20 protein-coding genes are annotated in these 22,994 nt (G+C 47.0%); 3 read left to right on the forward strand and 17 right to left on the reverse strand.

Annotated elements, in window-relative coordinates; all coding sequences use genetic code 11:
• Positions 1-159 precede the first annotated feature (159 nt).
• From A8708_RS35525 to thyA, 3 genes are read right to left on the reverse strand one after another with little or no spacing between them, the layout of a single operon-like run.
• Positions 160-297 carry a hypothetical protein gene (locus tag A8708_RS35525; protein WP_157264885.1) on the reverse strand — a complete coding sequence of 46 codons (138 nt, stop codon included), beginning with the start codon at positions 295-297 and terminating at the stop codon, positions 160-162.
• Entirely contained in the window at positions 266-745 is a 480-nt protein-coding gene (locus A8708_RS18880; RefSeq protein ID WP_068666227.1) for a dihydrofolate reductase, read from the reverse strand. The genes A8708_RS35525 and A8708_RS18880 overlap by 32 nt, the downstream gene beginning before the upstream one ends.
• Before the next feature lie 33 nt (positions 746-778).
• Positions 779-1,573 carry a thymidylate synthase gene (gene thyA, locus A8708_RS18885; RefSeq protein WP_068666229.1) on the reverse strand — a complete coding sequence of 265 codons (795 nt, stop codon included), beginning with the start codon at positions 1,571-1,573 and terminating at the stop codon, positions 779-781.
• Positions 1,574-1,784: 211 nt separating this feature from the next.
• On the opposite strand from thyA, the gene A8708_RS18890 reads away from it, so the two are divergent.
• On the forward strand, positions 1,785-2,342 hold the full coding sequence (locus tag A8708_RS18890) for a DJ-1/PfpI family protein (RefSeq protein WP_068666231.1): 558 nt from the start codon (positions 1,785-1,787) through the stop codon (positions 2,340-2,342).
• A gap of 91 nt (positions 2,343-2,433) precedes the next feature.
• Here A8708_RS18890 and A8708_RS18895 read toward each other — a convergent pair whose 3' ends face one another.
• From A8708_RS18895 to A8708_RS18960, 14 genes are all read right to left on the reverse strand, one after another.
• Positions 2,434-3,336: a fumarylacetoacetate hydrolase family protein gene (locus tag A8708_RS18895; protein WP_068666233.1), complete on the reverse strand. Its 903-nt coding sequence runs from the start codon at positions 3,334-3,336 to the stop codon at positions 2,434-2,436.
• A 24-nt stretch (positions 3,337-3,360) separates the two neighbouring features.
• Positions 3,361-4,650 (reverse strand): aspartate aminotransferase family protein, encoded by a 1,290-nt coding sequence (locus A8708_RS18900; protein ID WP_068666235.1) that lies wholly within the window; start codon positions 4,648-4,650, stop codon positions 3,361-3,363.
• A 24-nt stretch (positions 4,651-4,674) separates the two neighbouring features.
• Positions 4,675-5,523, reverse strand: a complete 849-nt coding sequence (locus A8708_RS18905; protein WP_068666237.1) for an amidohydrolase family protein — start codon at positions 5,521-5,523, stop codon at positions 4,675-4,677.
• Positions 5,524-5,666: 143 nt separating this feature from the next.
• Positions 5,667-5,888, reverse strand: a complete 222-nt coding sequence (locus tag A8708_RS18910; protein WP_338044211.1) for a twin-arginine translocase TatA/TatE family subunit — start codon at positions 5,886-5,888, stop codon at positions 5,667-5,669.
• Positions 5,889-5,947: 59 nt separating this feature from the next.
• Entirely contained in the window at positions 5,948-7,327 is a 1,380-nt protein-coding gene (locus tag A8708_RS18915) for an extracellular solute-binding protein (protein ID WP_068666239.1), read from the reverse strand.
• A 138-nt stretch (positions 7,328-7,465) separates the two neighbouring features.
• Entirely contained in the window at positions 7,466-9,910 is a 2,445-nt protein-coding gene (locus tag A8708_RS18920; RefSeq protein WP_082927629.1) for a hypothetical protein, read from the reverse strand.
• Positions 9,911-9,963: 53 nt separating this feature from the next.
• On the reverse strand, positions 9,964-11,691 hold the full coding sequence (locus A8708_RS18925; protein ID WP_068666241.1) for an IlvD/Edd family dehydratase: 1,728 nt from the start codon (positions 11,689-11,691) through the stop codon (positions 9,964-9,966).
• Positions 11,692-11,739: 48 nt separating this feature from the next.
• A complete protein-coding gene (locus A8708_RS18930) occupies positions 11,740-12,522 on the reverse strand; it encodes an SDR family NAD(P)-dependent oxidoreductase (RefSeq protein ID WP_167355904.1) in 783 nt (260 codons plus the stop codon).
• A gap of 110 nt (positions 12,523-12,632) precedes the next feature.
• Positions 12,633-14,234, reverse strand: coding sequence for a type 2 periplasmic-binding domain-containing protein (locus A8708_RS18935; protein WP_068666243.1), 1,602 nt, complete (start codon positions 14,232-14,234; stop codon positions 12,633-12,635).
• A 191-nt stretch (positions 14,235-14,425) separates the two neighbouring features.
• Positions 14,426-15,313 carry a carbohydrate ABC transporter permease gene (locus tag A8708_RS18940; protein WP_068666245.1) on the reverse strand — a complete coding sequence of 296 codons (888 nt, stop codon included), beginning with the start codon at positions 15,311-15,313 and terminating at the stop codon, positions 14,426-14,428.
• A gap of 13 nt (positions 15,314-15,326) precedes the next feature.
• Positions 15,327-16,286: an ABC transporter permease gene (locus tag A8708_RS18945; RefSeq protein WP_068666247.1), complete on the reverse strand. Its 960-nt coding sequence runs from the start codon at positions 16,284-16,286 to the stop codon at positions 15,327-15,329.
• An 18-nt stretch (positions 16,287-16,304) separates the two neighbouring features.
• A complete protein-coding gene (locus tag A8708_RS18950) occupies positions 16,305-17,330 on the reverse strand; it encodes a zinc-dependent alcohol dehydrogenase (RefSeq protein WP_068666249.1) in 1,026 nt (341 codons plus the stop codon).
• A 238-nt stretch (positions 17,331-17,568) separates the two neighbouring features.
• Positions 17,569-19,752 (reverse strand): hypothetical protein, encoded by a 2,184-nt coding sequence (locus A8708_RS18955; RefSeq protein ID WP_204787593.1) that lies wholly within the window; start codon positions 19,750-19,752, stop codon positions 17,569-17,571.
• Positions 19,753-19,850: 98 nt separating this feature from the next.
• Positions 19,851-20,768, reverse strand: a complete 918-nt coding sequence (locus A8708_RS18960) for a helix-turn-helix domain-containing protein (protein ID WP_068666251.1) — start codon at positions 20,766-20,768, stop codon at positions 19,851-19,853.
• 141 nt (positions 20,769-20,909) lie between these two features.
• On the opposite strand from A8708_RS18960, the gene A8708_RS18965 reads away from it, so the two are divergent.
• The gene (locus A8708_RS18965; protein ID WP_068666253.1) at positions 20,910-21,920 is read left to right on the forward strand and encodes a Gfo/Idh/MocA family protein; all 1,011 of its coding nucleotides are present in this window, start codon (positions 20,910-20,912) and stop codon (positions 21,918-21,920) included.
• Positions 21,917-22,903, forward strand: coding sequence for a Gfo/Idh/MocA family protein (locus A8708_RS18970; RefSeq protein WP_068666255.1), 987 nt, complete (start codon positions 21,917-21,919; stop codon positions 22,901-22,903). Before A8708_RS18965 ends, A8708_RS18970 begins: the two co-directional genes overlap by 4 nt.
• Positions 22,904-22,994: the final 91 nt, after the last annotated feature.

Below are 22,994 nucleotides of genomic sequence, written 5' to 3' on the forward strand. Positions count from 1 at the left end.
GCAGAACCGTTTCAAATTTAGCTGTAAAAAGTACATCTAATCCGGCTCATACCCACAAATTATTCCAATTAGATGGAAAATATGATGCTAATTCCGGTTATAACTGCCTAAAGGGCTGATTTTCCTAGAAATAGCTGCATGTTTTCCAGTTAATAGGCTTTATTCAAGGAAAACGCTGATATTAACTGTACTTTTTCCATCTAACAGCTCATTCAGCTCATTCAGTCCCTCGTCCAACAGCACCTGCGGACAAATCCCCATAAGTTCATCGCTCGTAAATCCGGAAATAATACTCATACGGATTCTTCTCGTTTCGCTCACCTTGCTCAGACGATACGAGGGTCCAATTCGCCAAATCGAGGTCAGACATATAAGTGTCTGCTTCGAACTCGTCCTCGATGTAAGTGACGTACATCCGGTTCACATGGGAGGCAAAGAGTTTGAAAATCTCTGCTCCGCCGATGACGAACAGTTCCTGCTCCTGGAACGCGCTCAACACTTCGTCTACCGAGTGAATCACTTCGCAACCCTCTGCTTGATACGCCGTATTTTGCGTGAGAATGATGTTCCGTCTGCCAGGAAGCGGCTTGCCGATGGACTCGTACGTTTTGCGCCCCATCAGGATGGGATGCCCCATCGTCACGTTCTTGAAAAATTTCAAATCGCCTGGCAGATGCCAAGGCAGCTTATTATTGACGCCAATGGCGCGGTTACGATCCATCGCAAAAATAAATGAAATACTCATACGGCGAACACTCCTTTCGTTACAACAGCTTTCTTAGATCGCAATCGGTGCCTTGATGCCCGGCAGCGGTGTGTAGTTCAGAAATTCAAAATCATCGAATTGATAGTCGAAGATGGAAGCTGGCTTCCTTTTAATATGAAGCGTTGGCAGCTCTTGAGGCTCTCTCGTTAGCTGTTTATTCACTTGTTCAACATGATTCTGATAGATGTGGACATCCCCGCCGTTCCAGATTAAATCCCCTACTTCGAGATCACATTGTTGAGCAATCATATGGGTTAACAGCGCATACGACGCCAGATTAAAAGGCAGACCCAAGAACGTGTCCACGGATCGCATTTGGAACATGCAGGATAAACGACCGTTCGCTACATAAAATTGAAACGCATAGTGGCAAGGCGGCAGTGCCATGTTATCCACTTCCGCAGGGTTCCAAGCGCTGACTAAGTGTCTGCGGGAATCCGGATTCGTCTTGATTTGATGAATCAGTTTCTCGATTTGATCGATAATTTGCCCATTTGGTGCGAGCCATGTACGCCATTGTGCACCGTATACGCGGCCAAGATTTCCGTCTTCGTCCGCCCACTCGTCCCAGATCGAAACACCATTATCGCGCAAATATTGGACATTCGTGCTGCCGCTTATGAACCATAGCAGTTCATGAACAATGGATTTGATGTGTAGCTTCTTCGTTGTTAAAAGAGGAAAACCTTCGCTCAAGTTAATTCGTATCTGACGACCGAAAACAGAAATCGTTCCTGTTCCTGTACGATCACCTTTTTCCACACCTTGCTCCAATACATCTGTAAGCAGTTCTAAATATGCTTTCATAATTTAGTTATTCACCTCATAGATTAGCTCTTATCAACATTTATTGTTCTATTATAAACACTATCCTTTCCGTTGAACATCTTTTAAACATCATTATTTAACATGCAATCCGCCAATTCGACAATTCCTCCCAAATTACACCCGTATACAAGAAAACCAGGTTTGTTCATAATTAAATATGAATTACCATCCATTTCCAAGGAGTGATCTCGTGTCCAAAAGCATTTTATTTCTAACTGGTGATGCTGTTGAAGTATTAGAAGTGTACTATCCTTATTACCGAGTGTTAGAGGAAGGCTATGACGCCGTTATCGCTTCGCCTGCGAAGAAAGTTCTTCGAACAGTGGTTCACGATTTCGTAGAGGATTGGGAAACGTATACCGAGAAACCAGGACATCTGCTTCCTTCCCACGTCGCTTTCGCCGATGTTGACCCTAGTAAGTATGATGGGCTCATCATTCCCGGCGGCAGAGCGCCAGAATACATCCGTTCAAGTGAAGATGTTCCACGTATTCTTCGTCATTTCCTAGAAGCGGATAAGCCTATTGGTGCCATCTGCCATGGAGCACAAGTATTCGCCGCGCTGAAAGACAAATCTCTTTTCGAAGGGCGCACATTGACGGCGTATAATGCATGCCGGTTGGATGTCGAAGCGCTTGGTGCTACCTATACAACCGATACGCTTCATGTCGATGGGAAACTCGTAAGCGGTCATGCATGGCCGGATTTACCAGGGTTTATGCGTGAGTTTTTGAAATTATTGGCCTAATCCAAAACTACATAAATGCTAACAAATAAACGGGACCATCTCCTAAGTAGTTTAACTACTTGCGAGACAGTCCCGTTTTCCCCTATCCTCTTTACTCCGCCACCATCCGATTGGTCAGCGCTCCGAGCTTTTCAATCTCAATCGTGACGACATCCCCATCTTTTAAATACACCTGCTTCTCTCGCGGATATCCTAATACAACACCCTCTGGCGTCCCTGTCAAAATGAGATCTCCCGGCATCAGCGTCATATGCTGTGAAATGTAACTGATGATTTCATCGCAATGGAAAATCATATCCGACGTGTTCGAATGCTGTCTCACATCACCATTTACAATCGTTGTAATCGCGAGATCATTCGGGTTGCCTACCTCATCAACGGTCACAACATAGGGACCAATCGGGGCAAATTGATCACACGTTTTACCTAATAGCCATTGCGCGGTCCTTAGTTGTAGGTCACGGGCAGACAAATCATTCGCATTGCAGTACCCGAAGACGTGAGAAAGCGCATGTTCCTTCGAAATCGATTTCGCCCTTTTCCCAATGACAATGGCTAACTCGGCCTCAAAATCAACTTTGACTGAAACGTTGGGTAACGAAATCTCTTCGCCATGACCCGCTAAAGCATTATTGAACTTGTTGAACAATATGGGATATTGCGGAATCGGTGCATTCGTTTCCTCTGCATGTCGGCGATAATTAAGTCCCACGCAAATGATTTTGTTCGGATGCGTGACGCAAGGTCCAAGCGTTAATGCAGCTTCGTCTAACACATAAGCCGTTGTATCCGTATCAGTACTTAGAACGCGATCTATAAATGAATGTAAGTCGTTCAAAGCTTCGGCACCGCCATGAATCACCTCATGGATGGTTGTCGGAATGGCCTTCTCTTCCATCACTGCGGAGAGTGCCGCCAGAACATCGACCACACCTTGCTCCCTTTTAACACCTAATCGATAAGTCTCATTATGAAGAAATGTAACTAATTTCATCTGTCGTTAACTCCTAACTTTAAATTATGGATGAACCAGTTCCTGCAACACGGACTCGATAATCGTAAGGGTTGTGTCGACATCCTGATCTGTATGGGAATAACTAATATGATTGCGTTTAATATTCATGGGCATTTTGAAAATGCCCTTCTCGATCAACTTCTTGCGATAGTCTACATACAGTTCAGCATCATTCTGCTGCAAATCGGAGTAATTCTTCGGCTCGCTCTTCATGAAATACGTCGTCCATACGGAACCGAATCCTGCCACATACGCCTCGATTCCAAGTCGTTCATGAATGCCCCGAATGCCGGAACGCATCTTCTCACCTAATCGGAAAATATGCTCATGAACCGGTTCGTTCTCCATCATTTCGAGTGTTGCAATCGAAGCGGCCGTTCCAACGGCATGCCCGTTATAAGTGCCTGCAAACCATACGTCTCCACCTGGATACGTATTGAAACGCTGCATGTATTCACGCTTACCCGCAACAGCAGCGATTGGATAGCCGTTCGCCATCGCTTTGCCCATCGTTGTCAAATCAGGGGTTACCCCAGCAACCTTCTGATAACCGCCGATATCATGACGGAAGCCTGTAATCACTTCATCAAAAATAAGCAGCGCACCATGTGCTGTGCAAAGTTCACGGAGTCCTTCCAAGAAACCAGGCTGCGGCATCACGCAGCCGATATTATGGGGAATCGGCTCGACGATCAGCGAGGCAATTTGCCCTTTATTTTCACGGAATGTTCTTTCTATATCATCCAGATCATTAAAGGTACAGACCAAAGTATTGTCGATGGCTTCATCTAGCATACCGGCAGATCCCGGATCCCTTTTGCCAATCATATCCCAAGAACTAAGCATGTTACGCGCGACATAATCGTGCCAACCGTGATAACAGCCTTGAAATTTGATCAGCTTGTTGCGACCGGTAATCGCACGCGTCAAACGAATTGCATGATAGGTAGCCTCCGAGCCTGAATTACAAAAAAGCACTTGCTCTGATGAAGGGACGTGCGTACAAATTTTGCGAGCCAATTCCACTTCAAGATCTGTACACCCGACGCCGTACAAATCCGTTCGCTCAATGGCTTCAATCACCTTGCGATTGACGTAAGGATGACTGTGCCCCAGAATAATTGGGCCGAATGCACCTTGATAATCGATATACTTTTTGCCATCCGCATCATAAATATAAGCGCCCTCGCCTTTGGTAAACACCTTCATAGGATTTACGTTACGAATGGACGTATGTACGCCGCCTGGCGCGTATAGTTTCGATTGCTCATATAGTTCTGCATTGTTGGACATATCTCTTACCTCCTGAAAATTGTTTTAGTTGGACGCGGTTAGGCCGAGTATCTCTGGCGTGTTGCGGTGAATGATATCTTCGATAATCTCTTCTGGAATGTGCGGCATCTTCGTGCCTTCAACCAGATGATTAATATTCCGAAAGGTGTCGATGGTTTGTTGCGTTGAGAAGAAAGGATAGTCCGAACCGAATAAAATCTTATGCGTGACCCCATACTCCATAGCTGAAACGAGTGCGTTATAGAACTGCCAGGGTCGTGAACCTAATGCCGACAAGTCCATATACATATTGGCATTTTTGCGAACGACGGCAATACACTCATCTACCCAAGGGTGACCCATATGAGCAATTACCATTTTCAGAGAAGGAAATGCGCGGGCGATTGGATCTAATGCTGCTGGCCTCGACGCGTCGAGGTACCCTTCAGGTACGAATGACGTACCTTGATGCCACATGATTGGCAATCCCAACTCATCTGCTTTGGCATACAAGTCATAATGACGCTGCTCACCAGGGTAAAAATTCTGATAAATGGGACCTAGCTTAAGTCCCCTAAGACCATATTCCTTGATAGCCTCCTCTAGCAGCCGGGCCGCAGCTGGCCTGTTCGGATCAATGCTTGCAAAGCCGAATAATCGTCCACGATGCTTAGCGACATACTCAGCTACAACCTGATTAGGCACTTGAATGCCAGTAGCAGGAGCGTCGAAAGCAAGCACAATAGCCCCATCAAAAGATCGGATATTCTCTTCATGCATCTCTGGCGTTGCAAGGATATCCATATGCTCCCCCCAACTGCGCTTTACCGCAGCTAGGAAGGGGCCGTCGGTTTGGCCGGGAAGAAATAAATGCGTATGACAATCAAAAATCATCTTGTGCACCTTCTTTTATATGGAATTATCTAGCATTATGTTAAATTGTTAGAATTTTAAGGCATTGGAAAGAGACCGTACTCCATCCGGCAATTGCCCTATAGAGTCGATCTGTTTCATGGTTATATTTCAAAGGAGCTAGTTTAAGGTTTATTGGCCTCATCCATACGGGAATCCTTACGTGACTGCAGGGAAGGTGGTGACTCCTCTTCTTCCATGAAGCCCTTGGTTCCTTTCTTAAACTCCCGCAAGGTCTTGCCAAATGCACGACCTAATTCAGGCAGTTTCTTGGGACCGAACAATACCAGTGCAGTTATGATTAGCAACATCAACGTTGAAGCACTAAAATGCGGCACAGCACTCACTCCCTCTGGTTCTGGTTAGACAACTTATGAACGTTAATGTTCGTGGTTGGAAACCGATCTCATACAGAACTGATGGTTAACCGTTCTTCGATATGAGCGCACAAGACTTCTTCCGTTTCCAAGCCTGCCCAATACATTTTGAGTTCTTGATTGATTTCTGATAACTCTCTTGCGCTAATCGCTAAATCCGTGAAGTAGCGAAAACCAGGGATCGTCTCGCGAAATAGCGAAAATCGGGATGGCAGATAGCGTTTCTCTTCCCCTACCCATTCTGCGGCGGACTTTCTAGCGGGAAGACTGTAAGTGTGCTGACGAACGAAAAGTTGAGCCTTATAACTTGTTAAATAGTCGACTAACTTGACCGCTGCGTCCTTCACCTGTGATTTCCGATTAACAGCAAGTCCTGTATTCAGCAGCATCGTCATGGGTGTACCAAAATGCGGTACAGGCGCAATATCAAAGGATAATCGCTCACCGAGCAAGTAATTTAAATAGAAGTAACTGGTCATGATGATGGATGCTTTGCCTTTGGCCAGGAGCAACTCTGATTCGCCCGTTGTAATCCCTTCTGATAAAGACGGAATACTGTGCTTCATTTCGCCGCAATAGCGAAGCGCCTCCATCATGGCTGTACCAGCTAGTTTAAGCCTGCCATCTTCATGCCGCTCGAACTTTCCACCTTTTTGCAACAGAAGCAACGGCCAACGATTGGACGAATACAAGTCGCAATGAAAGCCGAGGCGTTCATTCGGAATAGCCAGTCTGGAAGAATATTCAATCAAATCTTTCCACTGCCAGGAGCTATCGGGTTCAGGCAAGTTCGCCTCGCGGAAATGTTCCCGGTTGTAACACAGAATAAGTGGCGAATAAATAAAAGGCTGCACGAGTTGACGACCATCTGCCACAAAGGCATCTGATAAAAAGGAATACAGTTCTGGATTCCGTTCCGTCGGCTCCAGCATGCCTTCTTCACCAGTCTCTATACACTCCTGGAAATCCTTAAAATTCATCATGACCACGTCGAGAAGACCGCTGGACAAGTACTCGCTCATATAACTATAGTTATTGCTGGATGTAGGCACCGCTTGTACGCGGATATGCGGGTTTTCCTTCTGAAAACTGGATAGCAGCCGATGAATATCCGCCTCATCCGTAACGGAACTATGGAAGCCAAGCTTCACTGTTACGAAAGCGCCTTCAGGAGCCCCGACAACTTTGGTTCCAACACGTGGAATTTTCTCAATAAGGCCTTCTCCAACAAGAACATCCAGCCCTTTACGAACCGATTGATTGCTTAAATTGAATTCCGCGGCGAACGTTTTCTCAGAAGGTAAATATTCCCCAACCGAACGCTTTCCTGTCAAAATGTCTTCTCTCAATGTGTTGACGAGTTCGCTTAAGCGCGTGCGAGAGGAGCTGCGAGTTGTCCGTTTTTCCATCCTATAAACCTCATTTCCATCCGATACACTGACAAGATCAGGAGAATGGGCACTTCCTGTATCCGCATTGTTAGTCATATTATAGCAACGACCCACCATCACATGTCAATGTACATAAGGTTTCATGACGAATGCCAATCAGTAAGTTATCGTAAAATTACCTGCGCTATGTTTGATCGTATTACTCTCCGCTGGAAGTGCCGACCGATTCACGTTTTCTTCCACACAAGATGTCATGAAGAAGTAGGTACCGTTACCAACTGCATCAGCAGAAACATCATATTTCCCTCCAATAAATTGGGAACCGACAACTTTCAATTTATTGGAACCCCCTTGAATGGAGTAATGGGCAGTATTAGCATCCGAGGCCATACTCGTGTAATTCCCCAAGTTCCAAGTAATCGCATTCGTTGGATCCACGCTCTTCAGAAACGCCTTCTCGCTGTTCACGCCGCTAAGCGTCGCGCTGCCATCCACGGTGATCCATTGGTCAGGTTTATTCTTAGGGTTGTTGACATCCCCCACCTTATCCCAAGCACCGGTGAACAAGAAGCAGCAATCCACGAGCCCGCCACCTTGCATAATGATTTCGCGCGTACCAACTTTCACAGTACCACCTACCTGTGGTAGGCCTTTAAACCACGTATTAATGAGTGTAAGTTTATTAATGCTTCCTAGCGTGACCTCTTCAATATTGTAGAATTCGCTATTCAGGATCGTCAGTTCTCCGTTGCTCGGTGTGTACCCCACTTGCGTCGTCCCGCTGCGGATCGGGCGGGCAATTTCATAGCCCTTCAGCATGCCGAAGGAGCAGCTGTCGATGATGTTTTTCCTTTTGGCACGCGAGGAGCCTTTGGATATCGTCACCATCTCTTGCGCTGTACATCCTCTCATTTGCAAACCATCCATGTTCACCCAGAATGAACCGGAATTGGCCATTTTCACACCAGGCTTGGTGTACGTAACAACAGCATGGCAATCTTCCAGTGTCAAGTCAGTTAAACGCTTGCTTGCGACAATCCGTGATGCGATATGCTTCTTAACAGTCACACGTTTGGCGCTATCCCCCCAGGTTGTACCACTATTTGCAAATGATAATAGTCCAGAGTTATTGATATAAGTCAGATCGTGTTCGTATTGACCATGCGTGACGAACGGACCGTACTCATCGCCGTCCCCATGACAGTTCTCAACCATACAATAAGCAGCGCAGGTAAAATCATTCAAGTGACGCGCATTGCTCGTATTGCAATCTCTGATATGCCCATATAGCACGTTGATTTGCTGTGTCAAATAGCCGGTACCGCCCCAATCCCGCTCCTCTGGGTTCATCAACTGACAGCGTTCTGTCACATAATGCGTATTGTATCTCCGCATCACGACCGGCCAGAATACTTTGCTAGCCTTGATGCCCGATGCATCGCATTCGACAGCGAATTCATAGGCGACCGGATTCGAACCGATCTGATCCCATGTCGGAAATGGCCTAAGACTAGTACCGTTAGGCGGCACAGGGATGCCGATAAAACTCATGTTGCGCACATGGCAGCGGAAGGCTGGGTTCACTTTTTTGTATGTGATCGGACGCCCCTTGGCCAGCAGCCAACCGAGCTTATAGTTAAATCTAACGTGAGTAGCATCGAAGACTTCCGTCACTTTGATCAAGTAATCGAGCTCTCGCTGGGCACCACCAGCCGCATTGTTCTTAATCTGGGCATGCCACCAGCTATCCACTTCGAAGATCGATGAATCAGCCACTTCAAATATATCTGAATATTCAGACATATCATCGGTTATTGTGACCGTTTGCGTCACGCCAGTTACAACACCTTGGAAAAACATAACGGCCCCGAACGGGTTATCCAACGTGTTCAGTTCGATTCCTTCGGTCGTGACGGTGTGACCATGGAAATCAATTTCGATGTCGCTGCGGTGGTACACATGACGCTTCACGAAATTAAGATCGGAGTGCGCTTCAACACGATGGATGGATAGGTCGTTGATTAACGCATCCAACGCTTCATCGGCATTTCGACTCTTGTCAAAAATACCAAACCACCGGAAATCGCCCACACCCTGATGAACGACTTCAAAGCAACCTTCACCTTTGGGCGGCTTATTTCCCTTGCCTGCATCGTTCGACTCGCGTCCATTGCCGCCAGTCGTCGGCCTATGCACGGTCCCCCCATTGTCAGCTTTGCTACTGTCCGCTGCAAAGCGAACCAGCTTACCGCCCCCGTCACCGTTCTTGTTATAACCGCCAACGTACACAAGGAGACCATCCTTCAACTGACCGGGCGGAAGCGACTTTAATTCAGCGACATTGTTAACTTGCTGTACGCGATTCTCACTATCCTTTCCTTCTTTACTGTCTTTACCATCCTTGCCAGTGGATGCCCCATTATCCGCCGAGGCGAGTCGTGGGCCCAAGACACTGCCAGCTAACATGACACTGCCTAGACCTATTGTTGCCAAAACTTTACGTCTACTAATGGCCTCATTCGACTTATCGTTTGTGTGATTCTCCTCGTTGCTTAGGTTCGTCGCTTGCGATTTTCCCTTTTTATCATGTAGGAAGAACAACGTTGAACAACTCCTCTTCGTAAGGGGGATAGGTAAGACAACTGCGTCAATCGCTACTTGCGAAGTTCAGGCGGCAGTAAGAAGTCGAAATCGCAACCCTCATCCGCTTGCAGCACACGTTCTAGAAACAAAAGGCCATACCCACGATCATAGGCAGGGGGAGGCGCCTCCCACTTCGCTTTGCGTTCGCGAAGGGTGTCTTCATCGACATGTAATTCCAGCTTGCGCATGTCGATATCCAACTCAATTTCATCGCCGTTCTCCACGAGCCCCAGAGGTCCACCGATGGCCGCTTCAGGTGCGACGTGTACAATCAATGTACCGTATGACGTTCCGCTGATGCGGGCATCAGAAATTCGTACCATATCCCGTACCCCTTGGACGAGCAGCTTCTTCGGAATCGGGATTTGACCGATTTCCGGCATCGCTGGTGCGCCTTTGGGTCCAGCGTTTTTCAACACGAGGACACTGTTCTCATCGACGTCCAAATCCGGGTCGTCAATCCGTGCATTCAGATCAGCCGGCGATTTGAAGACGACGGCGCGTCCACGATGTTTTTTGAGATGCGGTGAAACTGCCGTTTGCTTGATCAGCGCACCGTTCGGAGAGAGATTCCCGCGCAGTACCGCAATCCCGCCTTGCGGAGCAATCGGCTGCTCAAGCGGATAGATCAACTCGCGATCAGTGACCTGCACACCGCGCAGGTTCTCGGTAACGGTTTGACCTGTAACGGTCAAACAATGGCCGTTCAGCAGCGGTTCAATTTCCTTCATCAGGGACGGCACGCCGCCTGCTTCGAAGAACTCTTCCATCTGATATTTGCCAGATGGGCGAACGTTCAGGATAAATGGCGTCGTTGCGCTAATTTCGTCGAATCGCTCCAGCGGCAATCTGTAGCCAAGTCGCCCAGCGATAGCGACCAAATGGATGATGGCGTTGGTTGAGCCAGCGCAGGCCATCGTAACGCGAATCGCGTTATCCAGTGATTCCGGCGTAATAATGTCACGTGGTCGAATATTGCGTCGGACAAGCTCCACGATCTGTTTGCCCGTCTGTTCAGACATATGGCGCCGCCTCGAATCTGGGGCAGGAATTGCCGCACAACCTGGAAGTGCCATGCCAAGCCCCTCAGCGATCGCTGCCATCGTGCTGGCTGTCCCCATCACCATGCAGTGACCATCACTGCGGCAAATGGCATTCTCAGCAACAGTAAGCTGCTCGTCGGTGATGTTGCCCGCCTTGTGCTCCAGCGTAAACTGATAGCAGTCGGTGCAGGCGCCAAGCGTCTGGCCATTTAATTTGCCGTTCAGCATCGGTCCGCCGGTAAGGACAATTGCTGGGATGTTAGCGCTCACCGCAGCCATGAGCTGGGCAGGTACAGTTTTATCACATCCACCAAGAAGAACTACGCCATCGATCGGGTGGGCTTTGACCATTTCTTCCGTGTCCATGGCCATTAGATTACGTAGCAGCATCGTCGTCGGCTTTACGTAGGGTTCACCGATTGAAATAGTCGGGAATTCCATCGGCATGCCCCCGGCTTGCCACACACCTCGCTTCACATAGTCTGTCAATTCCCTAAAGTGAGAGTGGCATTTATTCAACTCGCTGAATGTGTTGCAAATGCCGATGACCGGCTTTTTCAAATCATCGTCCGTGTAGCCCATGGATTTGGTAAATGAACGGTGGATAAATCCCCATAGTCCTGTGTCGTTAAAATATTTTTCACCACGAAGTTGATCTGCCGAATTTCCCCCACGCTTGTTGTCCTCATCTGCCATGTTAGTCTATCCTCCTTGCACGCAATCCTGATGTATGGTTACACATGTTTACAGATCGCAAGCATTGGCAAGATGCCCGCCATCCACAACAAGTGTCGTACCCGTTATGTAAGACGCTTCGTCTGATGCCAAGAATAGAAACGCATTCGCCACTTCCTCAATGGTACCGAGCCTGCGCATAGGTGTTCGTTCCGTCAGTGAAAGTGTTATGTCTGATATCTCCTTCAGTTCGCGATCAAGCGGTGTATCGATGAAGCCAGGCGCAACACTATTGACACGAATATGATGCTGGGCCAAGTCAACAGCCATCGACTGTGTTAGCAGAACAACGCCACCCTTGGATGCATTGTAATGAGCCAATAGGGCACTTCCCGCTAAGCCATTCTTGGATGCCATATTGACGATCGAACCGTGAATCTCACCAGCGATCATCCACTTCGCTACCCATTGGCTCAGTTGGAATGTCGCATTGAGATTAATGTTGATCACCTGCTGCCAACGAGAGAGCGGGATGTCGATGAAGAATTCGCGCGTTGCAATGCCAGCGTTATTAACCAGAATGTCGATGCCATCCCAGTAAGCCCATGCTCGTTGGGCTGCCTCGTCCACTTGCTCTGGCACACTCAAGTCGCAGACGACAGTTGCAACGTGAGCGCTTTGCCCTCTATCTATGGCTTGCTTCCGGATTGCCTCAGCCGATGCTTCAAGCTGATCCTCCCTGTAATCAAGCAATACGACACTTGCTCCTTCTTGCACGAATTTAGCCGCAATTCCTTGACCAATGCCTCGGGCACTGCCTGTAATTAATGCACGTTTCCCTTGCAATCGCACGCAAGAAGCACTCCATTCCATAGGTCGTTTATTCAGCAAGTAACTCAGACTGACAGACACAGCCATGCATTCGCCAGTCTGAGTTGCTTGATCCGAAGAACGACTACGATTTAGTTGTCCGATTTAAATTTAATCGGTTTACCTTTGGCCGTGGATGTAAGTTCCGCATAGTTATCAAAAATCGCTTTGCCGCCGAATTTCGTCATCACTTCTTGGCGATATTGCGGCCAGTTCGCAGCGTCCTTCTCTTTATACAAAATTTGAACATGAAGCTCATTCATACGTTTGCGCATAGCCCCGATATCCATGCCTTCTTTGACCGTAAGGGCCGTACCGACAGACGGAAGAATCTTGTATGAGTTAATTTTTTCAACGATTTTCTTATCGCGCTCAGTTACTTTAGGGTCAATGATATTCAATCCGAACACTTCCGGTTTACGTGGTGTAAACCAACCATAAACTTCAATGAAGTTGTTATTGTCGATAACGTCTTTTTTGTAGGCATCTTGATTCACTTCGATGTCTTTGCCATTGCGTTTGTAATCGACGTTTTCTTGCCCGTAACGTGTCAACAAGAAGCCTTCTTCTCCAGCAAGCCAATCGAGAATTTCAATCGAACGCTGTACTTTGGCATCAGAGCTTTTGGAGCTGATCAAGAACGGATTTTGTGGAATCGTTTCAACCCAAGTACCTGTTTTCTCCCACGGATGGAACGGCTCCCAATCTGCTGTCGTTTGACCCGCAGCCTTCGCCTTCATTTGCAAACCAGCTGGATTGTTATCGAATGCAAGATCTCTGCCTTGGCCGATTACAATACCCGCTTTACCTTGTGCCGCTTTATCAAAATGTTGGCCGTATTTGTTCAGGAACCAGTCCGGATCGACTACTTTCATGTCCAGTAGCGCTTTGATATCGGTAAGCACATTCTGCATGCGAATATCGGTACGAACATCGATGAACTGATCATTTTCCACATACGTATCACCAGCAAAGCCGTTTTTGAGGAATTCCGGGAAGTCCATGGATATGCTTGCGCCGCCGCCTGCCGCTGTAAAACCATACGTATCGTTCTTGCCATTGCCATCTGGATCATTGAAGGTAAAAGCTTTCATGACACTTACAAGCTCATCGTAGTTCGTCGGCATTTTCAGATTAAGTTTATCGAGCCAATCTTTCCGAATATAGAAGGTACGATAGTAACTTGTTTCATACGGAACGGGGGCACGCTTGAACGCACCTTGCACCTGATACGACTTCAATGTTGCTTCCGACACCCAATTTTTGAAATAGTTCGGCATTTTGGCTGGTGTAATGATCCCCGTCAAATCTCTTGCAACGCCATCTCGAATGTAGTTATTAGATGGTACACCGTCTGCGTAGAAAACATCGGGAATGTCGCCGGAAGCGATCATCGTATTTAATTTATTGGTATAGTCTTGGCCAAATGGCAAGTAGGTCAGTTTCAGTGAGACATTGAATTTCTCTTCAATCGCTTTCTTCACGAAGTCTTTATCCGCCGAAGGAAGTTGGGCGCTTGCATCTGCGATAACCATCCAACTTAGGTTTAGTTTTTCCTTCTTGGCATCTGGGCTTGACGTCGTTGTCGACGTGCTCGCCGGGGAAGTAGTCGCTTCCTCTTTGGAACTCGTACATGCGACAAGCGCCAGTGAAGAAGCTAATAAAATCGTTGTTACTTTTGATAACGTTTTCAATTGAAAGACCCCCCTGTTCGTTTTAGAAGAATGAGAACGCGTATGAAACTACTATTAAGCCATTACTTGCACCAATCATTGCATACGAAACGTTGCTAGCACACCAATATAGACCTCATTCCCCTTGCCACCTCCTCATACTTAATACGTCATTTCGCATACAACCATTTGAGGCAAGACCGCCTATAGATTTAACCTTTGACTGCACCTAACAGCATGCCTTTGACGAAATATTTTTGTAGAAACGGATACACGACGAGTACAGGGACGATTGCCACCACAACGGTTGCCATCTTGATGGTTTCCGGAGGCATGGTATTTAATGAAGATTGCGAAATGGCTAGCTCCTGACTAATGGCCGGTGATACAATCATGTTCCGCAGCACAACCTGAATCGGATATAGGCTGCGATCATTCAAATACATGACCCCGCCGAAGTACGCATTCCAGTGATTCACACCATAGAACAATCCTAGCGTTGCCATGATCGGCATCGAGAGCGGCAGAACTATTCGCATCAGCGTACCAATGTCACTGCAGCCATCCACTTTCGCTGCCTCTTCAATTTCGTATGGGAGACCTTCGAAGAAGGTCTTCATAATCAGAATATTAAAGGAAGACACAAGACCTGGAATGATAAGCGCCCACAGCGAATCCATCAAGCCGGTGGCTTTCACAGTCAGGTACATGGGGATGATCCCCCCTGAGAACAACATCGTAAACACGATGCCCATCAGGACAATATTGCGTCCCGGAAGAAATTTCTTCGATAACGGATAAGCCAGCATCGTCGTAATAGCTAGATTGCACGCTGTACCTACGACCGTAACGAATATCGAGACTTGCAGAGCTTTGGGCACGGTATTGCTGGAGAAAATCGTTTTGAACGCTTCGAAGGTGATGGCATGCGGTACGATGACAAATCCACCATTCTTAAGCACTTCCGTATAAGGTGTAATCGACATTATGAAGACAAAGTAGATGGGAAACAGCGTTGCTATGCAGAAAAGTCCGAGTACGGTGTAAAGAACGGCATCTACAATGCGGTCTGATTTGGTTTTCTTAAGCATGAATGGCATAACGATGCCTCCTTTACCAGATGCCGGACCCGCCGACTTTTTTGGCCAGTTTATTCGCTCCAATCACAAGTATCAGACCGATGACTGATTTGAATACACCCATTGCCGCTGGAACACTGAATTCCATCTGTTCAATACCTCGGCGGAAGATCCAGGTGTCAAGAATATCCCCCACATCATAAACGCGGGCATTCAGGAATATGTAAACCTGTTCGAAACCAGCATCCATAATATGTCCGATTCGCAAGATTAGCAGTAAGATGAACACTTCGCGAATACCTGGGAGGGTAATATGCCACAATTGCCGCCAACGACCTGCACCATCAACAACAGCCGCTTCATATAATTCATGGTTGATTGAAGCCAATGCTGCCAAATAGATGATGGCTCCGAAGCCAGTGCTCTTCCAAATATCGGAGGTCACTAACAGCGAACGGAAGTAGTCTGAGTTGGTTAAGACATCAAGTTCTCCCCATCCCATATCTCGAAAGAAAGTTGTAACTAGCCCCGCACCAGGAGCAAAGAATGAAAATACAAGACCATACACGATAATCCATGATAAGAAATGAGGTCCGTAGGTGATTGTCTGTACAATTTTTTTGAACCAAGGGGCACGAATTTCATTTAAAATGAGTGCCAGCATCACGTCTGGGAGCATGTTGAACAAAATACGATACACGCTGATCAGAAGTGTATTGCGAACTAGACTAGGAAATTCTGGCGATGCGAATATCGTTCGAAAATTATCGAAGCCAACCCATTCACTCCCCCATAACCCCTTCATGAGGTTATACTTCTTGAACGCAATCACAAGTCCGAACATCGGGACATAGTGATAAATTAAGTAATACACAATTCCCGGAACCATAAGTAAATACAACCATTTGTATCGAAGAAATGTTTTCCACACATGGGTGGTTAATCGTTTCTTACCTACGCGTTCATCGGTAATCGACTTCACACTGGCTCGCATACCCCATCACCTCCTTTATTAATTGTTAAAGGAATCTGCTGCTCCGGCGGGATTGGGTTGTTGGTATCGCACGACAATACCCATGGATTTCTGAGGCTTTTCAAAACAGCTTTGATACATAGTCGGCAACTCTTCGAGCGAGCATTCATTGGTAATCAACGATTGAATATCAATCCTTTTCTGTGCGATCAATCGTAAGAATTCCCCCATATTCCTGCCTTCCGTCCAACGTACATAGCCAATCGGGTAATCGACACCTTGCTTTTCATAGGTTTCCTCATAGCGCCCAGGACCCCCCGCACGAGAAATATGAACACTTGCTTCTTTCATAAAAAGCAGGTCCCGATCAAATTCCGTTCCTGTATCTCCGACGATGACTACGCGACCGCGATCTCGCAGCCAACCTAACGCATCATCTATCATACTAAACTTCCTATTGCTCGCACAAAGCATGACAGCATCTGCACCTTTACAAGAAGGATCGGATTCAACTGCTTTCTGAAGCTCTTCCTGGGTGCGGCAGGCTACCGCGCCAATCGCCTCAAGCGTTCGGCAGCGCTCCTCGAGCAACTCCAAGCCTATCACTCTATAAGATGCGGCATACGCAATACGGGCGATGACTTGCCCAAGTATGCCAAGCCCTGCAATGATAATCGTTTCTCCGAAGCTCAGTTGCGCCTGACGCAAAGCATGTATAGCAATCGCACCAATACCGACAAATGCCGCTTCTTCCTGGGGCACTCCTTCTGGTACAGGCACGACCAGATGCTTAGGTACTAGCAAGAGTTCCCTATGAGCGGGTACCCCGTAACAGGCCACTCGTTGTCCGGGGACGACATGTGTAACACCTTCCCCTACTTCCATTACGATGCCGCTGGCACTGTAGCCTAAATTGGCGTCCCCATTATTCGTTATCATCATTAGCTCGGTGCCTACGCTAACGACGGAATATTCCGTTTTCACTTTGACAAATTGAGGAATCATTTCCGGGCTCGGAAGCTCCAACACTTGTGCTGACCCATTGATGCCCTTTACTGCTTTCATAACCCCTACCTCTTTTCTGGTTTATTTCTAATTTGTAAAGTACACCACAATGAGTATTTTTTCAGTTTGTGGTTTGTTTCTGATGTTTTTATTATAAATAGCTAACACATACATTGTCAATAACTTTTTGGAATTGGAATCGCTTTCAATGTTATATAATATTACATATATTTTTAAATACATAACATATAATTGACATAAACAAGGGACCTATCTATAAAAGACAGGCCCCCCTCTATTATTTTGGCATGATAATATTCCCCTCTGTATGTTTCACCCGATCTGATTCCATTGGAAGAGAGCACCGATCAACGCCTTCTTCTATACATGCCGTCATCAGTAGGTACGAGCCATGGTTGAAGGCATTTTCCGCAATCTCATACTTGCCTCCATAGAATCGAGAGCCTATCACTCTCATCCGATTAGGGCCGCTAGATAGGCTGAAATGTGAGGTCTCAACATCCCCAGCTGCGCTTCTGTAATCACCCAATATCCACGTCATGATTCCTGACATATTTTTACGTAAGAAATAAGCTTTATCTGCATTCGTCCCGCTGAACACCGTGCCACCATCAACCGTAATGGTTTGTTCAGCCGCACCAATCTCATCAGACTGAAATGCGCCCATTAACACGATCCCGCTATCCTCACAGCCGCCACCTTGCATAACCACTTCCGGACACCAAACCTGAAGGGGTTTAGCTCCTGGAGAAGCGCCTCTAAACCAGGTATTGATCAAAACTAACTTGTTAATACTGCCAAAGGCATTATCATCAACGTTGTGAAATTGGCAATGTTGCATCGTGAAATTCGTCGTAACTGGACGAAAACCTACTTGGGCATTAGAGGTATTGCGAGCGATTTCAGCCCCCTTCGACATTCCAAAGCAACAACCATCCGCAAGATTGCTTCGCTTTGAACGTGATGAACTCTGCGAAAGTGTAAGCATCGTGTCTGCCGTGCAGCCTCGCATTTGCAACCCATCTGCATTGGCCCAGATCGTCCCGGAATCCACCAATCCTTCTTTCCAGACCGCGTGAACGTCCTCCAACGTCAAATCCGTAATTCGTTTGTGCGCTACTACACGCGAGGCCACATGTTTCTTCACGGTGATTCGTTTCGCACTATCCCCCCACGTCGTACCACTGTTGGCAAAGGACAACAAACCCGAATTCCCGATAAACGTGAGATCATGCTCGTATTGGCCATGCGTGACATAAGAACCATGTTCATCCCCGTCACCATGACAGTTCTCAACCAAACAGTAAGCGCCGCATGTGAAATCATTCAAGTGTCGAGCATTACTTGCGTGGCAATCACGAACATGACCGTACAACACATTGAGCTGCTGCGTCAGGTAGCCAGTTCCTCCCCAAATAACTTCCTCTGGGTTCATTAGCCTACAACGCTCCGTCACAAAATGGGTGCAGTACCGCCGCTCGATGACTGGCCAGAAAACCCTCGTGGCTGTTACGTCACTAACATCGCAAGCAACGGCGAACTCATATGCAATGGGATGTGAGCCTATTTGATCCCAATCTTCTGACGGTTTTACGCTCGTAGATCCATTGTCAGGCACAGAAACACCGATAAAATGCATATTCCTAATGTGACTGCGTAGGACAGGCTGCATTTTCTTAAATGTGATTTCCCTTCCCGCTTCGAGCGTCCACCCTAGCTTATAATTCACACGAATATGTCTATCATCTATGATTTCTGTAACCTGCAGCATATAATCCAGTTCACGCTGCGCATAGCCTTCAGGATGGTTCTGAATCCTAACGACCCACCAGTCCCCTACTTCAAAAGATCTCGCACCCAGCACCTCCAACACATCGGATAGCTCTGGCAGATCAGCAGAGAGAGTCAGGCTCTGCGTTTCGCCCGTCGCCCTCCCTTGAAAAAAAATAACGGCGCCGAATGGATTGCTTGGCGTATTTAGCTCAATCCCCGTCGTCGTGACACGATGACCGCCAAAATCGAGTTCGATACCGCTGCGGTCGTACCTATGGCGTCGAGCAAAGTTAAGATCGGAATGCGACTCAACCCGATGAATCGATACATCGTTCACCATGGCATCCATAGCGTCGTCGGCATCTTTAGCAGCGTCCAGAATGCCGAACCAGCGATAATCACCCACCCCATTATGCACGGTTTTCCATCTGCCACTCCCGCCATGCCTAGGATCATGAATCGTACCGCCATTGTCGGTTTCGGTGCTGCCACTCATCCAACGAACAAGCTTCGAACCGCCGTCCCCTTGTTGATAATATCCATCCACATAAACAAGCTGCCCATCTTGAATCGCATGAACTTGAAACGCTAATAACTCTGCCAGATTTGATAGTTGGATCATCATATGGCCTCCGTTTATTTGACTTTGCTGCAAAGCGAATTTGTCAAACTCCATTCTGATTCTCATCTAGTTCACTTTTATATACTATTCCCTGCCATCTCAATCACTTCTGGTTTGTATCAGATTTGTTTTCAAGTTCATAATTCAATAATTCAACTACGTTGTCAATCTTTTTCTACATCATCGTCCGATTTAGATTGGAGCTCACTTACACTCATTTTGTGCAAATATTGTTTAGGCGTACAGCCGTTGAATCGTTTGAACAGCTCATAGAAATGCGCCATATTCCCTATACCGACCGACTCTGCAATATCATTCACACTGCGTTTTTCCGTAACGAGCAACCGCTCTGCTTTTGCAATACGTTTCATGTTGACATAATCAATAAATGAAGTCCCCATCTTCCTCTTGAAATATTTCGAAAAATACGAGTAACTCATGCCAGCTATTCGACTGACTGCCCCCATATCGATCTTCTCCGTCAAATGCTCGTCCACGTAGACAACAAGTGACCGAATCATATCCGCATCACCATCCACATTCCCCTGTGTCGTTAATAGATCCCGATGGTCATGACGAAGCAGCATTAAGAGCAGATGCTTAATGTGCATGCTAACGGCAATTTCATACCCCTTCTTAGCTTCCATAACTTCATCATGGGTATCCGTAATAATCCTCGCGATTTCTTTCTTCACGTGTTCGTTCTCTTGAAAAATGTAATTGAGCGCTTCCAACGGATGAAATATCTCCAAGAAGTCGCGGTAATACCTCATCATCGCAGGATCGAAATAAGGTTGGAGGTCTATGTGAAGTACGATGTAAACCAGATCCTTATCGCCCACCTTGCGTCCTCTATGCAGTTGAGAGGAACCGATCAGCAGGATATCCCCAGCTTCGAGCGAGTAGACATGATTCTGCGTCTGTATCTCGTGCGTGCCTTCCTCAACTAAAATGAATTCAACTTCTTTATGATAGTGCCAAGTATTGCCGTATTCTCTTTCTGCTCCTGATTGAGCGAAACGCCACACCTTCATGCATAACGAGGGGTTCTGATAAGGGATCGGTTCTTTATAAATGTCCATGACTTTCAACCACCGCACTTTCACAGATGACAAATTTGGATATAAACTGAATAAATGCCCGCATATACGCTAACTACCAATAGCTATATCATATTACGTAGTAACTTATTTTCATACGATAATATGAGGAGTGAATTTGGCATGAAAATAGCGATCGTAGGTTGCGGTGGGATGGGGAATGTACACGCCTCTAGCTATGTCCATATGCCTGATGTGGAGTTAACAGGTGTGTGCGATCTGGATATCGAGCTAGCAGAAGCTCTCTCCCTTAAGACAGGAGCGCCTGCTTATACTTCTTTTGAATCCATGCTGAGTGAAGCGGATTTCGATGTCCTCAGTGTGACACTGCCAAGCTACTTACATAAGGAATATACGTTAAAAGCGGCACAAGCCGGCAAACATGTGATATGCGAGAAACCACTTGCTCTTAATTTAGAAGATGCAGCAGCCATGATTCAAGGTTGTGAACACTACGGCGTCCGCTTGTTCGTCGGACACGTCGTTCGTTTCTTCCCCGAATATGTACAAATGAAACAAGCCATCGATGAGGGCAAGTTAGGACGCGTCGGCGTCATTCATGCCAAACGGATCGGTTCACATCCTGGTGATGTCAGACCATGGTTCAACGATTTCGACAAAAGCGGCGGCGTCATTGCCGATCTCATGATTCATGATATTGACTTTCTACGTTGGGCCATCGGCGAAGTGAAGTCCGTCTATGGCTTGAACCAACGCGTCAATGACTTGGATTATGCGCTAGTTACGCTTCTTTTTGACAACGGTGCCGTTGCCAATGTGGAAGCCTTCTGGGGGTATCAAGGCCCCTTCCAAACCGCCGTGGAAATCGCAGGCAGCAAGGGCATCATTCGCAGCGACAGTCAAAAAAGCAGTTCACTTCACATCTGCAAATCCCCTTCCGACTCAGAAGGCAGACGTTTCGCAGAAGTTCCGCAAAGTCCGGGATACAGGAGTCCTTACGAGCGAGAGATTGCACATTTCATTCAGTGTATCCGTGATGGAAGTGAGCCCATCGTTACTGCAAACGATGCTTATAAAGCTTTAGAAATTACGATGGCTGCGTTGGAATCTGTTCGCACGGGGAAATCGGTCCAACTGAAGACGAACTCGACGTTCGAGGAGGAAACTGTATGAAGAAATTAAAAGTAGGTATGATCAGTTTCGCGCACGGCCATGCATACTCTTACTTGGATTCACTACGAGCTATCCCTCAGGTAGAAGTGATTGGTATTGCAGACGAGAGCTACAGCCGCGTGGAACGAGTAGTCACTACGTACAATCTGCCCTACTATGAACATTATCAGGATTTGCTCGCTACGAACGTAGATGCTGTCGTCATTTGTTCTGAAAACGTGCATCATGCAGACATTACGATAGCCGCGGCGAAAGCCGGCAAGCACGTGCTTTGTGAGAAGCCGCTCGGCGTTTCGCTCTCCGAAATGGAGGCCATGATTGCATCTTGCAAAGAACATGGCGTTCAGTTGATGACGGCCTTCCCATGCCGCTATTTGGCCTCTGTGGTTAAAGCGAAAGAGGCTATCGAACAGGGGGAAATCGGCGAGATCATTGCTATTAAGGGAACCAATCGCGGCTCACTCCCTTCTGGCTGGTTCCTTCAATCCGACTTATCCGGCGGCGGCGCCTTATTGGATCATACCGTGCACGTCATGGACTTGATGAATTGGATGACCCAATCCGAAGTGAAAGAAGTCTATGCTTATGCCGCTACATTATTCAATGAAAACTTGGCGATCGATGATGCGGGTATGATTCATGTCAAGTTCGCGAATGGCGTCGTCGGCGTCTTGGACACAAGCTGGTCGCGGAATGCCGCTTTCCCCACATGGGGCGACGTGACGATGACGATTGTGGGAACGAAGGGAACACTATCTATTGATGCTTTTGCTCAAAACAACGAATTATATAGCTTAGACAATGGAAAAGGCCAATGGAATTTCTGGGGCGACTCTATGGATGCTTACTTAGTGAAAGCCTTTGTTCAAGCGTTGCTGAATGGCGAAGAAGTGCCGATTACGGGTGAAGATGGATTACGTTCTACCATCGTGGCCCTAGCGGGTTACAAATCCGTGGCACTGGGACAACCCGTTATGCTGTAGGCATAAAACTAGAAGATCTACACAAGACTGTAATAATTGCCACCTCTCAGCAAGATGCTTTTTCCTGCGGAGTATGATACATTTTGTACAG

The organism is Paenibacillus oryzisoli (assembly GCF_001653565.1).
Lineage (GTDB): Bacteria > Bacillota > Bacilli > Paenibacillales > NBRC-103111 > Paenibacillus_E > Paenibacillus_E oryzisoli.

Excerpts from the sequence above, each read along its gene's own strand:
- A8708_RS35525 (WP_157264885.1), bottom strand. The coding sequence starts at position 297 with ATGAGTATTATTTCCGGATTTACGAGCGATGAACTTATGGGGATTTGT.
- A8708_RS18880 (WP_068666227.1), bottom strand. The coding sequence starts at position 745 with ATGAGTATTTCATTTATTTTTGCGATGGATCGTAACCGCGCCATTGGC.
- thyA (WP_068666229.1), bottom strand. The coding sequence starts at position 1,573 with ATGAAAGCATATTTAGAACTGCTTACAGATGTATTGGAGCAAGGTGTG.
- A8708_RS18895 (WP_068666233.1), bottom strand. The coding sequence starts at position 3,336 with ATGAAATTAGTTACATTTCTTCATAATGAGACTTATCGATTAGGTGTT.
- A8708_RS18900 (WP_068666235.1), bottom strand. The coding sequence starts at position 4,650 with ATGTCCAACAATGCAGAACTATATGAGCAATCGAAACTATACGCGCCA.
- A8708_RS18905 (WP_068666237.1), bottom strand. The coding sequence starts at position 5,523 with ATGATTTTTGATTGTCATACGCATTTATTTCTTCCCGGCCAAACCGAC.
- A8708_RS18915 (WP_068666239.1), bottom strand. The coding sequence starts at position 7,327 with ATGGAAAAACGGACAACTCGCAGCTCCTCTCGCACGCGCTTAAGCGAA.
- A8708_RS18925 (WP_068666241.1), bottom strand. The coding sequence starts at position 11,691 with ATGGCAGATGAGGACAACAAGCGTGGGGGAAATTCGGCAGATCAACTT.
- A8708_RS18940 (WP_068666245.1), bottom strand. The coding sequence starts at position 15,313 with ATGCCATTCATGCTTAAGAAAACCAAATCAGACCGCATTGTAGATGCC.
- A8708_RS18945 (WP_068666247.1), bottom strand. The coding sequence starts at position 16,286 with ATGCGAGCCAGTGTGAAGTCGATTACCGATGAACGCGTAGGTAAGAAA.
- A8708_RS18950 (WP_068666249.1), bottom strand. The coding sequence starts at position 17,330 with ATGAAAGCAGTAAAGGGCATCAATGGGTCAGCACAAGTGTTGGAGCTT.
- A8708_RS18955 (WP_204787593.1), bottom strand. The coding sequence starts at position 19,752 with ATGAGAATCAGAATGGAGTTTGACAAATTCGCTTTGCAGCAAAGTCAA.
- A8708_RS18960 (WP_068666251.1), bottom strand. The coding sequence starts at position 20,768 with ATGGACATTTATAAAGAACCGATCCCTTATCAGAACCCCTCGTTATGC.
- A8708_RS18965 (WP_068666253.1), top strand. The coding sequence starts at position 20,910 with ATGAAAATAGCGATCGTAGGTTGCGGTGGGATGGGGAATGTACACGCC.
- A8708_RS18970 (WP_068666255.1), top strand. The coding sequence starts at position 21,917 with ATGAAGAAATTAAAAGTAGGTATGATCAGTTTCGCGCACGGCCATGCA.